The sequence below is a fragment of the Pseudoalteromonas caenipelagi genome (genome assembly GCF_013140855.1).
Classification (GTDB): Bacteria; Pseudomonadota; Gammaproteobacteria; order Enterobacterales; family Alteromonadaceae; genus Pseudoalteromonas; species Pseudoalteromonas caenipelagi.
Genome location: NZ_JABBPG010000003.1, coordinates 468,590 through 483,916 on the forward strand (window position 1 = coordinate 468,590; position 15,327 = coordinate 483,916).

The 15,327-nt window shown below is 41.5% G+C and carries 12 protein-coding genes; 10 read left to right on the forward strand and 2 right to left on the reverse strand.

The features are described from left to right. The first annotated feature begins 101 nt into the window (after nucleotides 1-101). From HG263_RS10485 to HG263_RS10510, 6 genes are all read left to right on the forward strand, one after another. Nucleotides 102-1,547: a glyceraldehyde-3-phosphate dehydrogenase gene (locus HG263_RS10485; RefSeq protein WP_171626024.1), complete on the forward strand. Its 1,446-nt coding sequence runs from the start codon at nucleotides 102-104 to the stop codon at nucleotides 1,545-1,547. A 159-nt stretch (nucleotides 1,548-1,706) separates the two neighbouring features. Then, complete coding sequence (locus HG263_RS10490; RefSeq protein ID WP_171626025.1) at nucleotides 1,707-2,834, forward strand: M14 family metallopeptidase; 1,128 nt, start codon at nucleotides 1,707-1,709, stop codon at nucleotides 2,832-2,834. 66 nt (nucleotides 2,835-2,900) lie between these two features. Then, nucleotides 2,901-4,631 (forward strand): amino acid carrier protein, encoded by a 1,731-nt coding sequence (locus tag HG263_RS10495; RefSeq protein ID WP_171626026.1) that lies wholly within the window; start codon nucleotides 2,901-2,903, stop codon nucleotides 4,629-4,631. A 77-nt stretch (nucleotides 4,632-4,708) separates the two neighbouring features. After that, entirely contained in the window at nucleotides 4,709-5,035 is a 327-nt protein-coding gene (locus HG263_RS10500) for a hypothetical protein (protein ID WP_171626027.1), read from the forward strand. A gap of 2 nt (nucleotides 5,036-5,037) precedes the next feature. Beyond that, nucleotides 5,038-5,319, forward strand: coding sequence for a YeaC family protein (locus HG263_RS10505; protein WP_171626028.1), 282 nt, complete (start codon nucleotides 5,038-5,040; stop codon nucleotides 5,317-5,319). Continuing rightward, entirely contained in the window at nucleotides 5,309-7,993 is a 2,685-nt protein-coding gene (locus tag HG263_RS10510) for a DUF349 domain-containing protein (RefSeq protein WP_171626029.1), read from the forward strand. Before HG263_RS10505 ends, HG263_RS10510 begins: the two co-directional genes overlap by 11 nt. 81 nt (nucleotides 7,994-8,074) lie before the next feature. Here HG263_RS10510 and HG263_RS10515 read toward each other — a convergent pair whose 3' ends face one another. Next, the gene (locus HG263_RS10515; RefSeq protein ID WP_171626030.1) at nucleotides 8,075-10,438 is read right to left on the reverse strand and encodes a TonB-dependent receptor; all 2,364 of its coding nucleotides are present in this window, start codon (nucleotides 10,436-10,438) and stop codon (nucleotides 8,075-8,077) included. Between the two features lie 277 nt (nucleotides 10,439-10,715). After that, the gene (locus HG263_RS10520) at nucleotides 10,716-11,144 is read right to left on the reverse strand and encodes an organic hydroperoxide resistance protein (RefSeq protein WP_171626031.1); all 429 of its coding nucleotides are present in this window, start codon (nucleotides 11,142-11,144) and stop codon (nucleotides 10,716-10,718) included. A 103-nt stretch (nucleotides 11,145-11,247) separates the two neighbouring features. Here HG263_RS10520 and HG263_RS10525 point away from each other — a divergent pair, with 103 nt between their 5' ends. From HG263_RS10525 to HG263_RS10540, 4 genes are all read left to right on the forward strand, one after another. Beyond that, nucleotides 11,248-11,670 carry a MarR family winged helix-turn-helix transcriptional regulator gene (locus HG263_RS10525; RefSeq protein ID WP_171626032.1) on the forward strand — a complete coding sequence of 141 codons (423 nt, stop codon included), beginning with the start codon at nucleotides 11,248-11,250 and terminating at the stop codon, nucleotides 11,668-11,670. Between the two features lie 121 nt (nucleotides 11,671-11,791). Further along, nucleotides 11,792-12,682, forward strand: coding sequence for a hypothetical protein (locus HG263_RS10530; RefSeq protein ID WP_171626033.1), 891 nt, complete (start codon nucleotides 11,792-11,794; stop codon nucleotides 12,680-12,682). A 212-nt stretch (nucleotides 12,683-12,894) separates the two neighbouring features. Further along, nucleotides 12,895-13,956 (forward strand): hypothetical protein, encoded by a 1,062-nt coding sequence (locus HG263_RS10535; protein WP_171626034.1) that lies wholly within the window; start codon nucleotides 12,895-12,897, stop codon nucleotides 13,954-13,956. Between the two features lie 282 nt (nucleotides 13,957-14,238). Beyond that, complete coding sequence (locus tag HG263_RS10540) at nucleotides 14,239-15,300, forward strand: hypothetical protein (protein ID WP_171626107.1); 1,062 nt, start codon at nucleotides 14,239-14,241, stop codon at nucleotides 15,298-15,300. Nucleotides 15,301-15,327: the final 27 nt, after the last annotated feature.

Sequence of the window (15,327 nt, forward strand, 5' to 3'; positions counted from 1 at the left end):
ATGAATTGATGAGTAACAGTGGAGAATCAAAGCAGTTTAAATTAGAATAGCGGTGCCCATAGGGGCTATCCGTTCAAAAAATTGTTTATTAGGCAGAAAAAATGACCTTATCTCACGAGCAAGAATATCAAAACAGCTGGCAAGAGCGCCAAGATTACGCAGAAAACATGCAGCCAATTATTGGCCGTTTATACCGTAACTCAGGAATTGAAATTGCAGTTTATGGTCGTCCATTAGTAAATACGAGCACGATTGATGTGATTAAAGCACACAAAACCGTTGCTCGCTTCGAAGAGCGTAAATTACGTTTGCGTGAAAGCTTCCCTTTTTTAGAAGCGATCAGCAAAATGGACCTAGCGCCAGCACGTATTGACCTTGGTAAGCTAGCCTATGGCTATATCTATAAAAACGCGGGCGAAGGTCGCTCTATTGAAGAATATTTAAACGCAGAGTTAAGCGAACTCCTTAACAAGAGTGGTGAGCAAAAACCGCGTGATGTAGTACTGTATGGTTTTGGCCGTATCGGTCGTTTATTAGCGCGCTTACTCATTGAACGTGGCGGCTCTCACGCTGATTTACGATTACGTGCCATTGTTGTACGTGGTGGTCGCGATGGTGACCTAGAAAAACGTGCAAGTTTGCTTCGTCGTGATTCAATTCACGGTCCTTTCAATGGTTCAATTACCGTTGATCACGAAAAGAGCGCTATCAAAGCAAATGGTAACTACATTCAGGTAATTTACTCTAATTCGCCTGATGAAGTTGATTACACAAAGTACGGTATTGAAAACGCATTGATTGTTGATAACACCGGTATCTGGAAAGATGAAGATGGTTTAGGTCTTCATCTTAAATCAACAGGTGCTGCAAAAGTGCTATTAACAGCGCCAGCGAAAGGCGATATTAAAAACGTTGTATATGGTGTAAACAACCAAGATATTAACAGCGAAGACAAAATTGTATCAGCGGCAAGCTGTACAACAAACGCTATCACACCTGTGCTAAAAGCAATTAACGATAAATTTGGTATTAAGAATGGTCACGTAGAGACTGTTCACTCTTACACTAATGACCAAAACTTAATTGATAACTACCACAAAGCTGAACGTCGTGGTCGTAGTGCTGCATTAAACATGGTTATTACCTCAACAGGTGCTGCAAAAGCGGTAGCGAAGGCACTACCAGAGCTTGCAGGTAAACTGACAGGTAATGCGATACGCGTTCCTACGCCGAACGTGTCAATGGCAATCATTAATCTGAACCTAGAAACAGCCACTGATCGTGAAGAACTGAATGAGTTTTTGCGTGACACGTCTCTTTACTCTGATTTACGTGACCAAATCGATTACACAGCATCAACAGAAATCGTATCAACTGACTTAGTTGGTAGCCGTTATGCGGGTGTTGTTGATTCTCAAGCAACAATAGTAGATGGCGACCGTGTAGTACTATACGTATGGTACGATAATGAGTTCGGTTACAGCTGCCAAGTTGTGCGTGTAATGCGTGATATGGCAGAGGTATCGTTCCCGAGCCTGCCTCGTTGATAATGATTTAGTCTCAAAAAGCCAGCATTTGCTGGCTTTTTTAGTTTTTGAACGTTTCAGGCTGTGATACTCTTTACCCCATTACGTTACAGCTAGCTAACAAGATTAACAGCTAAGTACTCCCAAGCGTTATGCAGGGATGAAACATTAAGGTACATAATGAAGATCTCCAGTAATTTTGACAGTGGTAATATCAATGTGGTTTCTCTCAATGAGCCTCTTGATATCCAGCTAGAAATTAATAAAGACAACGAGTCTGACTTTTTTCAGTGGTTTCACTTTCGCCTTGAAAGTACGCCCTTTTTATTGCACAAACTACACATCAATGGGTTAGATAAATCTGCATACCCAGAGGGGTGGGATGACTACCATGCCGTTGCCTCATATGACCGCCAAACTTGGTTTAGAGTACCGAGCAGGTTTGAAAATGGTAGTTTAATCATTGATTTTGAACCTGAGTATGCACATACCTACTTTGCTTACTTTACGCCATATAGCTATGAGCGCCATTTAGACTTGCTATATTGGGCGCAAAGTCACGATATATGCGAAATCGAAACACTCGGTGAAACCTTAGATGGGCGTGATATTAGTGTGTTAACGATTGGTGAGCCAAGTGATGATAAAAAACGCATTTGGATCACTGCACGTCAGCACCCGGGTGAAACCATGGCTGAATGGTTTGTGGAAGGCTTATTGCACAAATTACTTGATGATGAAGACCCTCATGCGGCGGCATTGTTGTCTAAAGCGGTGTTCCATATTGTGCCAAATATGAACCCAGATGGTAGTGTGAGAGGTCATTTACGTACTAATGCAGCGGGTGTTAACTTAAATCGTGAATGGCAAACACCGAGTCTTGAAAAGTCACCTGAGGTTTATCATGTATTGCATAAAATGCGTGAAACGGGCGTTGATATGTACTTAGATATTCACGGTGATGAAGCGCTGCCTTACAACTTTGTTGCAGGTTCTGAAGGTAACCCAAGCTATGATGAGCGTATAAAAGGGTTAGAAGATGACTTTAAGGCTGCTTTATTAACAATTACGCCTGAGTTTCAAGATGAGTTTGGCTATGATAAAGACGCACCGGGAGAAGCTAACCTGACTGTTGCCTCTAACGCAGTTGGCGAAGCGTTTAAAGCACTGGCGTATACCGTAGAAATGCCTTTTAAAGATAATGCGAATTTGCCTGATCCATATTATGGTTGGTCAGACAGACGCTCTTATCAGTTTGGACAAGACACACTTGCTGCAATTGCGTGTGTGGTTGATAAATTAAGATAATAAACTAAACAAAAAGCAACCTAATACAAGGTTGCTTTTTACGTATAACAACAATGAGGATGAGTCGTGGATGCATTCGGACAGTTTCTAGATTTTCTAGACAGCATTTTAGGGGGTTCCGCTTGGTTCCCGTATGTACTACTCGGGGTTGGGTTATTTTTCACAATTTACCTTAAGTTCCCTCAAGTAAGATACTTTAAGCATGCCTGTAAAGTCGTGAGCGGTAAGTTTGACAAAAAAGGTTATGAAGGGGATACCACTCATTTCCAAGCGCTAGCAACTGCGTTATCAGGAACCGTGGGTACAGGTAATATCGGTGGGGTAGCATTAGCTATTTCAATTGGTGGTCCTGCAGCTTTGTTTTGGATGTGGATGACAGCGTTTTTTGGTATGACGACTAAGTTTGTCGAAGTTACTCTATCGCACAAATACCGCGTTAAAACCGACGATGGCACGATGGCGGGTGGACCTATGTACTATATGGACCGTCGCTTAAATATGAAGTGGTTAGCAATTTTATTTGCCATCGCCACCGTTATTAGTTCTTTTGGTACAGGTAGTTTGCCGCAAATAAATAACATTGCGCAAGGTATGGAGGCGACATTTGGCTTCGAACCTTGGCACACAGGTGGCGTACTATCTGTGCTGTTGGCATTGGTCATTTTAGGTGGCATTAAACGTATTGCAGCCATCACATCGCGTATCGTGCCTCTCATGGCGGCTGTTTATATCATCGGTGCATTAGGCGTTATCTTATATAACTTCTCAAATATTGGGCCGTCGTTTGCAGCCGTGTTTACCAATGCAATGTCGGGCTCTGCAGCCGCAGGCGGCTTCCTTGGAGCATCGTTTGCCTATGCATTTAACCGAGGTGTAAACCGCGGTTTGTTTTCTAACGAGGCGGGTCAGGGTTCAGCACCTATTGCACACGCGTCGGCAAAAGCAGATGAGCCAGTGTCTGAGGGTATGGTTTCAATCCTTGAGCCGTTTATCGATACCATCATCATTTGTACGCTAACAGGTTTAGTTATTTTATCTTCAGGCGTATGGACTGAAAAGTTTGATACGCAGTTTGAGCGCTCATCAATGACCATCATTCAAGGTCAATACAGCGAAGAGAATGAGCAACAAAGACAAGCCTTATATCAATACCTTAATGGCGGGAAAGAGCATTCGGTTGAGGTATACAATGGCAACATTGAGGTAGAAAAAGGCAAAGCACTGGTAAATGACTTTACGATTATTCACTCACGCTCAATTGGTGAAGATATTCGTTTTGGTATTACAGAACGCCACGTTTACACTGGTACTGTTGAAGTTAAAGACGGTAAATTAGTGGACGACAGCATCAGCATCCGAGGTAAATCTTTGGTGCATTCAGCTGAGTTAACAACGAAGGCCTTTACACGTGGCTTCTTTGGCGACAGTGGTCAGTATATTGTTTCAATTGGTTTGCTGATGTTTGCATTTTCAACGGCAATCGCGTGGTCATACTATGGTGACCGAGCCATGATTTACCTACTGGGTAGTCGCTCTGTAATGCCTTATCGCGTTTTCTATGTTGCAGGTTTCTTCTGGGCCTCTTTCGCTGACACCACCTTGGTATGGAAACTCGCAGCAGTTGCAATCGTCGTTATGACGTTACCAAACTTGTTCGGTATTTTCTTATTACGCAAAGAAATGAAAGAATCAGTAGATGACTATTGGGAAAAGTTTAATCGTGAACACGGCACTCAGTCGCATAGTACCAAAAAAGATGACGATAAAAGCAGCATGCGAGTAAACGAATCGAATTGAACAAAGACATTCGATTAGAAAACAAGTAAAATAGCGCCCTCATTGGGCGCTTTTTTGTAGCATTTGGAGAGTTATTAATGGCAATTGTACAATGTCCCGGTTGTAGCAAATCTATTTCAAACAAAAGTACGGTATGCCCGCATTGCCAGCTGCAGTTAAAAGAAATGACTGCAGAGCAAATTGAACGCCTTGCAAATAAGCAGCGTATCAGTAAACAGCAAAAGTTTATGAACCACTCATTTTTAGCGTTGATCTTATTTTTAGGTGGTTTTTTGTATATGTATTGGCGTCAACCTGAAGCAGATTCTGTACAAATGATGGCAGCTCAAGGTGCTATCGCTGTCGGTTGTGTGTGGTACTTGGTTAACCGTGTAATTTTGATTTACTTGAAAAAGAAAAAGTAGCGATGAATATAGATAATTTGGTAAATAGCATTACCCCCGACGTGTTCGAGCGTTTGCAATATGGGGCGTCGACTGGCAAATGGCCTGATGGTACACCGCTTAGCGAAGCTCAAAAAGCGCAGACTGTGCAATTAGTTATGCTATATCAATCTAAAGTCGCCAAAAGTGACGAACAATTTACGATAAATGAGCGTGGCGAAATGGTTCAAAAATCAAAGCGTGAGTTACAACAAGAATTTAAATCTCAAAACGAAATAGCTAGGTTCAGCGAAAATGATCTTTAAACACCTTTTTACCCCGAAATGGAAGCACCCAAAGGCTGCAGTGCGCCTAGCCGCAGTAGATAAACTAGATACTACCGGAAAGGATGCACAGGTGCTGCACGCATTAGCACTTCAAGACAGCTCGCCAGAAATTCGTAAAAAAGCACTACACAAAGTGAACGACATTGTGTTGTGGTGGCAAGCATATAAGCAAGATCAAAGCTTAAAAGAATTAGCTGAGCAGCACATAAGCAGTGCGGTATTGAATAAGAATAAAGACTTATCAGACGATATTCGCAGCGAATATATCGACAAATACGCATCTACAAAATTGTTGGAAAAGCTTGCTTTTAGCGAAAAAGAAATTCAAACAAGAGTTAAGCTGTTAAAACGCCTAGCGAATGCAAAATTAATAGAGCGGGCATTCAAAGAAGGGGCTGAGTCACTGCAAGTCGCTTTATTACCGCTGCTTGAGCAATACCAACTAGACAAAGCTGTACTTAAAAGCGCCCAAGGCACTGCACTTACAGAAATACAAAATAGACTTGAACAACAGCGTTTAGCCAAAGAAATGCCAAAGCAAGTGCAGCAGCAAACTAAGATGGTGCTGGCAAAGCTAAATGCACTGAGAGAGAAATCGGATTATCAACTTGTTGATGAACAAGCCAAAGCATTACTGCTGCAGTGGCAAGAAATTGAATTAAAGTGGCTTGATGAAGACGAAATAGCGATAGTTGATGATAAGTTTGCCCTTATCAATCAGAAGTTAACGACGCACTTATCAAAACTAAAAAGTGACTTTGATGCGCAACAAGCCAAAGCGCGGGCGTTACAAGCCAAAGAGCAGGCTATTTCACAATTGAGCGATGCTTTTCACGCGCTTGAACAACAGCTTACAGATGCTATTGAGTCACTGGATGAGACTAAGAATCAACAGCTTGAGTTAAAAGTCAGTGAGCTAAAAAATCAACTAGCATGCAGCGAGTTTAGTCAAACTGCTGAGTTAACGTTACTTAACAAGCAGATTATTCAGCTTGAACAGCAATTGCGTCAGATCCCTGATTTAGCAAGTGCAAATAAACAAATGCAAGAGTCGCTTGCAGCGCTTGAGCAAGTTGTGCCGGCCACCGAAGTGGCTCAGTTAGACGATACGCTAGCGCAACAAAAACAAGCCTATGACCAATGTAAAGCAGTATTGCGTCAACTACCCACAAGTTTACATAAACCCGCGTCTGAGCGTATACATGCGCTAAGTAAACAGTTTAAACAAGCGATGGCCCCGCTTATTGATGAGCAGCAAAGCCAACTTAAACAAGCAAGACGCAAAGGAAAAGATGTTCAAAGATTGCTTGACCAAGGTCGTTTTAATGTTGCTTTTGGTGTGTTTAATGGCTTTTTAGAACATTATGAAAAACTCACGACAAATAATCAGCAGCAATTAGAAAAGCTATATACGAGTTTAAATGAAGCGTTAACAGAAGTGCGAGACTGGCAAAAATATGCGGCTACTCCTAAACGTGCGGAGCTATTAGCTCGACTAGATGAAAAGCTTGCTGAGACAGATGTTGATCCTAAGCAACGCGCTAAAGAGGTGAAACTGCTTCGAGTTCGTTGGAACGAACTAGGTCGTATCGATACTGAAGAAGAAAAAGCACAGGCAGAGCAGTTTGATAAAAAAATTGAACAGTTATTTGCGCCATGTCGAGAATTCTTTGCAGAGCAAGAGCAACAAAGAGAGCAGGCAAAACAAGCAAGGGTGCAAATTATCGAGCAAATGCAAGCCGTTGCAGAACAAGATGTACAAGCTGATGACTTTGATTGGCGTCAACTTGAAACGCAGTTTAATCGATTGTCAAAACAGTGGCGAGCTTCGGGCAGTGTTGATGGCGCTGTATACAAAACGTTGAGCGCAGATTATAAGAGGCATTACAACGCAGTGAATGAGCGTTTAAAGTCATATCACAAAGCCAATGCTACGCTAAAACAGCAGTTAGTCAGTCAAGCACAACAACAACTTGAGTCGGATGATTTGGCGCAAGCGTGTGAGCAGTTAAAAGAGTTGCAAAAACAATGGCAAACAATTGGGTTTGCTGGCTCAAAGCAAGAGCATACGTTGTGGCAAAACTTCAGAGCTCATAATGATGCTGTATTTGCAAAACGTAGTGAAGAATTTGAATTACAAAAGCAGCAGAAGTCAGAACAAGAAACAGAGCAACAGGCACGCTTAGATGCGTTTGCCTCTGTGTTGCACAATGACTTATCTGAGTCGCAACTTGAACAGTTGGCCAATGAGGTGTCACAGTTGCAATTGCTGCCAAGTATGAAAAAACTACAAGCGGCTTTACTTGATAAAATAGCGCAATTACAGCAAAACCTTGTTATTAAAAAAGACCAGAAAAAATACGATGATCTGATTGCTGCACTTGAACAAGAAACTGCGTTACCAAGCTTGTGGTTACAGGGTTCTAAAACAACTAAGTTAAGTGCACATCAGCTACTGTTACGTCTTGAAATTATTGCTGATATTGATACGCCAGATGTCGATAAATCACAACGTATGGTTGAGCAAGTAGCGTTATTAGATGCTAAATTACAAGGTGAACAAGTGAGTTTTGATCAGTGTTTAACTGAGTACTTGAGTGCCTGCAGCAGTCAAATAGATAGCACTCGATTGCTGAGAGTTTTAAAAAGATAAATTACTTCATGTCTTAACACATAAAAAAATCCGATGCACTGCATCGGATTTTTTATTGGCTTAGATTTATTTCTTCGGATATTAGAAGAAAATATAATCTAAACGTACCGCCAGAGTTCTACCGGGTAAGAACTCTATATACTTTTGTGCAGTTGCACTGTCGCTGCGGCTTCTATCATTTTGGTATTTAATTGCATCGTTATTAAAGACGTTATTTAAGTGCACGCTTAATTTAACGTTGTCATTCACTTCATAACGAGCCGATAGGTTAAACACTTCGTAGCCTGGTACTCGGTCACCGTCTTTAGTATCAAAGTGGGTTTGATATTTACCGTATGCGCTCATATCTGCACGAATAAATGCTGGACGGCCGTTAAACTCAAATTCATGATCAAGTGCAACATAGGCATTGTATTTTGGCACTAAGGTCATTTCATCGCCTTTGCTGCCACCAATTGCATCGTTATCTTCAGTTAGTTCAGACTTAGTGTAAGACGCATTGAAGATAAGCGATAGATTATCGGTTAGGTTGGCTTTTGATTCAAACTCTAGACCACGTGATTGCGCAGCACCCGCGTTAGCAGTGTAGCTAAAGCCACAAGTATTCATATAGATACTGGTTTTAATATCAGTCCAATCAATATGATAAATCGCTGAGCTAAAACTAAAACGACCATCAAATAACGACGCTTTTAAACCCAACTCATAGTTATCGATAGAGTCGGACGTGTATCGGTCTTTGCGGTTGCCCGCTTTAGGGTCATTCATACATGCTTGTGCCAGTGGGCCGTTATTACCACCTGGGCGATATCCCTCTGAGTAAAGGGCATACACTGAGTAATTTTTTTCAGGTCGCCATGATGCACTCAGTTTATAGCGATTGCCGTCCTCTTGACCTTGAGTGAGTGATACGCGCTCAGACCATACACCTTCTGTTTCGGTATGGCTGTAATCTTCTAAATCAAACCGGCGCACGCCTGCGTTTAATTCAAACTCACCTAAGTCTTGTGTTTGGAAGGTGTAGCTTACGTCTGCAAAGAGTGCTTGTTCTTCTTCCCATGCGCTGTAACGGCGAAGGTTCCAAATTTTGGCAGGGTCGCCAAATTTATCAATACCCATTTGGCGCGCATCTACGCCCCACCAATACTCCGCCGCTGCGGATACTTGGTCGCCTAGCTCTAGGTATTGCCATTGGTAGTCTGGGGTATTAGGTTCTGTGGTCTTGTCATAGAAAAAACCAACGGTCCAACTTAGTGGGCTGTTTAAATCTAAGTTTTGTAATCTTAATTCATGAGTTGTGCGCTCAAACTCATCATGAGAAATGATCCAAGTTTTAAACATATCTGCGGCATCAAGGCGTGACCAATCATCCAGGTAATGCGTTTCATATTCACGGTAAGAGCCAGTGTAAGACAGTGATGCAATATCAGCGATATTATCGACATTAACTGCTACAGAGAATAAATCGAATTGTTCTTCTTCCCAAAAATCAAAGGTATTGTACACTGAGTATCTATCAACCGCGCCTGTTACAAACTCACTGCCTTGCACACAACGTACACGGCCCCAACTAGGATCGCAGTCATTCCATTGGTGTGACACTTCATAGCCATACTTTGCATTAGCATCTTCTTTATAGTTGAGGCTGAAATAACCGCCAGGCTTTGAGGTGTCGCCCAGTGTCGTACCTTGTGGGTTTCGCTCATCTCTTACATAACTAAAATTTATTGTTGTGCCATCTTGAGGTTGCCACAGCAACTGAGTACGAATGAAGTTGGTTTTTTTCTCGCTTTGTTGGCCCGTTGCTTTGTTGACCATAGGGCGTACGTCATTGGTGATATTACCATTAATACGCATAGCCAGCGTGTTAGAGATAAGTGGAATATTCACGCCTAATGACATGCTGCTATCAAAGCCATCCACGTCTTTTTCAGCGGCGCCTTGCATTGTGCCAAATAACTCAAACTCATCTAGACGAGGTTTATTGGTTATCACACGCACAGTACCACCGATTGCATTTGAGCCGTAAAGTGTGCCTTGCGGGCCACGTAAAATTTCAACGCGTTCAATGTCGGCTAAATTAGTAAATTCGTAGGGAACATCATCGGTAAAAATAGCGGTTGTATCTGGGGTCGTGTCGCTGCCACCACTTAAACCGCGCAAAATTAGCTGGTTTCTAGGAGCCGCAGCCCCCGCTAGTGTGCGATAAATATCGCTGGCATCTAAATAATTACGATTACTCATTTCAGCGGCAGATACCGCCGACACGCTCATGGGGATCTCTAGGATCGATTCAACTTTTTTACGAGATGTGACAGTGATCACTTCTAAGCTATCTTGCTTAATGGTGCTCGTCTCAGCAATCGCTGTTGATGGTAAAAGGTACAGAGAACTGAAAACTGCAGCACTAATCATGCTTTTTTTCAGCAAGTTATTGTTATTCATATTATTTCCTTTTAGGAATAAGTTTATTATTGCGCGGAGTAGGTTACGACTGTAACTCGATAGCAATACTAACAGTTTGGTATCGCTTTGTTAACAATAAAGGCATGAAATGAATAGCATAAACAGAGTATTTGCATTTAAGGTACTGATAATTAATGCGAGATTTGGAATTGAAACGAGAAATAAAAAGAATGCATTATTTCTCGTTTTTAACCTTATACACCCAGAAGGTTAGGTTTGGGTGTATTAAATGTTAAATTATTCTTTGCGAGAAGTTTTATTTTACTGACAGTTCTACCGCGATATTGCCACGTGTTGCATTAGAGTAGGGGCATACTTGATGTGCTTGATCGACAAGTTGCTGCGCCGTTTCTTTACTCATATTAGGGATAGATACAGCAAGTTTTACCGCAATACCAAACCCACCTTCAATCGGACCAATATCGACTTGCGAATCAATATGGGTATCAGCAGGTAATGACTGTTTGTTTTGACTTGCAACAAACTTTAAAGCACCAATAAAACATGCTGCATAGCCTGCAGCAAAAAGCTGCTCGGGGTTGGTACCTTTACCATCATCACCACCTAACCCTTTAGGTGTTGAAAGTGTTACATCTAAACGGCCATCATTTGATTTAGCTGTGCCTTCACGACCGCCGGTTGCAGTTGCATGTGCTGAGTAAGCGATAGATTGTAATTGGTTCATGATTTTCTCTATATAATTTAGTTTGCATGCAAAGTATATTGTGATGGAAATAGGTTTGCAAATAGTTTGTGTGCAAAATAAAATACTCCCAGAGGTATGTACCATGAATGAAGCGCATTTAAAGCTAGAGAACCAACTTTGTCACAGGCTATATATGGCCTCAAATGGCATAGTGAGAAGCTATCGACCCTTGTTAGAGGCAATCGATTTAACTTATCCACAGTACGTGGTGATGATGGCAATGTGGGAACACAAAAAACTCACCATTGCACAATTACTTGAAAAAACAGCCATAGATGGCGGGGCGATGACGCTTATTTTAAAAAAAATGGTCGCAAAATCGTTATTGGATATTGTTAAAGATAATGATGACAAACGCAAAAAGTGGGTGAAGTTAACAAGCGAAGGAGACGCTTTGCGCACCAAAGCGACGAACATTCCAAGTCAAATCCGTTGTAGTTATGAGCGCGTGACGGCAGAAGAATTTAAGATGCTCACCAAGCTGTTAGATAAATTGTTAATTTAATGGTTTGAAAGTTTGCGAGTTGTTACTATTTTAGCTGTTCACGGATTAGAACTAGTTCAGTGGTATTTGCCTTTTGTGAACAGGATTGTAATTACTTAACTATATTAAAAAGGATCATTTAATGAAAGTCGTAATATCGGTGTTATTCCTTCTTTACTCTGTCTCTTTTCACTCTTTTGCTCGGGATGTAATCCCATGCAATGGATGCGCAGAGAGCGAGATGCAAAGCAAACTTAAGCGCTATGCGCAAACCAAAAATGATGGCCGTCATTTAATCAGCGTGATGGATTTTACTGGTGCAAATTATCAAGCTTATCAAGTCGATGTAAGCCGCTCAGGAGGGCCTAGAGACCCGGGACCTCGCATGTTATCCGCAACAGTAACAGTAACAAAAGTTACTGATGCAATTGAGCGAAGTGCTGAATCATCAGCAAGAACGGTGCGAAGTGCAATGACTGGCTTAAGAGAAAGTTTGAACGGCAGCATTCGATTGCCAAATGATAGTCCATATGCAAGTGCCTCAACTGCTTTGAAAGATTCTGCTGGGTTCAATAGCTACATATATCATGTCATTAATAATGACCTATCATCTTTTGAGTCCGCTTTATTGCAGTTGAATACTGCTTTAGAACAACTTGCAGGCAATTTACAAATTAGTGTAAATAGCCCAGTAATGTCGGCCGCCTCTTCTCTTGGTGCGAATGTGTATACTTCAATAACTTTTGCTGATGGTAGCTCACTGGAAGTTCAGATTCAGACAGCTAGGCATTTACAGAAGGGCTTAATTATAAAAACTACAGCAACAAAAAACGCGCAGACTGCTGATGGAGAGCGGATCCCAACTAGCAAATATAATATTAAAGGCTTTAGGTTTAATAGAAATACCGTGAATATGGGAGCGATTATAGAATACTTAAGATCTTTAAATGTGCCAGTAACAGGAGGGGGCTCATGTCGTGTGAGTGGTTATTGTTACTTAGAAGGCTGCATTGTTACTGGGCAGTGCAGTTGAGTTGTGCATGAAGTATTTAAAGTAGCCTAATTTAATTAGGCTACTTCTTTATATTGAGCTAAAGGTTAAAAGTTCAAGTAAGACCATTTTCGATTGAATGCTGCTCTTTATTTATACATACTAGGTCACTCAGGTGGTAAGAGGTCTAATATGAATCACATCGCTTAGCGATTGTTTTTCATTAAGTTCTTAGACAATGGAGTGAAAAAAGAATGAATAAAAAAAACATAATGATGTTGTGTACTGCAGCGAGCATATTCGTTGCGTGGCTAGTGATTGACAACGAGCAAATAGAGGCTGGTAAGCAGGCGCAGCAGCGCTCAGAGCCGCTGAATATACCAGATATTTCACAAGCACATGCTGTTACAACAGCCACGAAGAAAGAATTAAAAACAGCACAAGCTTCTATACAAATTGCAACTCAGCTAAGTGAAGCGGCCCAGCATGTCGCAACTCAATACGAAGATACTTTGAAATACCCACCATACTCTCAACCACTGTCTGTTAATGATGAAGACAGGCTAAAGCCTAATTACTTTTATCCTGTTAGCAGTGTAATAGAAGGGCATGAACAACCGTTGAGTATCAAACTTACAAAATATCGCCATGTCTATCCCGAAGATATTGCGGTCGCTGTGAGCGGACCTGAGTTAAAACAAGTAGACCTTAAGCTGCTAGATGTAGACACGCAACAACAATTGGCGTCAATACGTTTGCTGCAGGGCCCCTTTGAAGCACGTTTTAAGGGCAGTAAGTCGCTGCCAAGAAATGTGCAAATTGTTGCTATGGCAAAGCTCGATAATAAGGACGTGCCGCTGGTTGCACAGTTTCAATATATGCAGCCAAGTGCAAAGGTTGTCTCTGTGGAACAGGTGTATGCTAGAGGTGACAATATGGTTATCGATGTGCGTTTACAGGTAACGAACCCCGGTACATATCGCTTGCGAGCAAACCTTTTTACAGACTCAAATCTGCCTCTGGCACATTTAGTCAGTAAACAAAAGCTCTCTAAGGGGCTTCAAACGCTCACGCTGCGGGCACATTGGTCGGTATTACGTCCTCAAGTGACGCAAATGCGCCTAGCGGGATTTACCTTAGAGCGCATGTCACCAAGCCCAGCAGAGCCAAGTATGTATGGTACAAGCGAGATCCAATCGTATGATATCATTGATTTTTCATACGACAGTCTGCAGCAGCTTCCTTATCAAGCATCTGCAAAAGAAAAACAAAGCCTAGAGTTTTTGCGTCAGTTGGCGAAAAGTGGTGAACTGTAACCGCTTTATAGCGTCTATATTTACCGATTTTTGTAGGGTAATTGTTATCATCTATTTGGTTTTTATGATTTTTTAATTAATTTTAATTTTTGTTTATTTGCTTGATTTATAAAATTAAAATATATATTTACAGGAAGGTTAGTATATAAAACGGCTAAAAATGTAAAGATAATGTTGAATTTTGCGTGTTTATTAAACATACTGATATTGCTCAGTGATACGAGGTCTGATGTCTGAGTACTTAAATCAATAACAATAATTGACTCAGGAGTTTAAATGAACATGAAACGCAGCAGAAGGGGTGTAGGTCAATCTTTGGCAGCCCTAGTGCTTTGTGCACTAAGCAGCTTTGCAGCCTACAGTGGTGATTATAAGACCATTCTTATTCATGGCTTTCAGCCAAGTCAGCTAATCAATCCTAACGGCACCAATGTTGTAAGTGATGGTGAGTCCTATTGGTCATCCTACTGGGGTAACAAAGCTGATGAGCGCATTGACTGGCCATCTTATGAACGTATCGAAGGTAAAATTGCGTCGCAATGGCTTTGGCCTAAGTTAAAGCAGTTTTCACAGTCAAACTTGTGTGAGCCAGGTTGTGTGCTGCTGACACACTCAACAGGAGACTTAGTCGCCCGTTATCTCATAGATAATCAAGCTAACTGGCTAGAAAATGCAGGATTACAGCCATTGAATATAGTAGCTACATTTGACCTTGCAGGCGCAGGTGGTGGCAGTGAATTGGCTGACACAGCGGTGAGTGCGCTTACTAGTGGCAACGTGTGGAGTGAAATTGTCGAAGAGGTACTCAAAGAGTGGTTAGGCAGAACCACAGTAGAGGCCGTAGGTGTATTAAATGATTTAAAAGTAAATAATGCTAGAAAATTAGCGCCTTTGCCTGAGAGTCGTGCACCACGTTTACGTTTTGTTGCTAATTCAGATGATTACTATGGAATTACAGGATTGTTTTTAAAGGGAAATCACGACGGAGTTGTGTCGTCTCACTCTGCATGTGGTGCAAGTAAAGCTGCAAAATTTGGTAGTTGCTCATCGCAAATTGCAATGGATGGACTACTAGAGTCCCAAAGTGATGCAGTGAGTGGTTTTATGCCTTATCACTATCCATTGATCATGGCTGAAGACTATACACACAGTAATATTCGTAAAGGAGAAAACCACGGTAAAGTGACTGTCGCGCAAAATAATATTAATGTGGCAGGGCGCAATATTGGTTATCAAACCTACGACAAAACAACCGGTTTTTGGATATTTAAAGAAAAGTACCGTTACGTTCAAAACTCAAATAGTGTCAGTGTATCAGCGCTAATAAATAGCGTGATACCTTAACGATTACTCGACCCAGTAAAAGCGGCG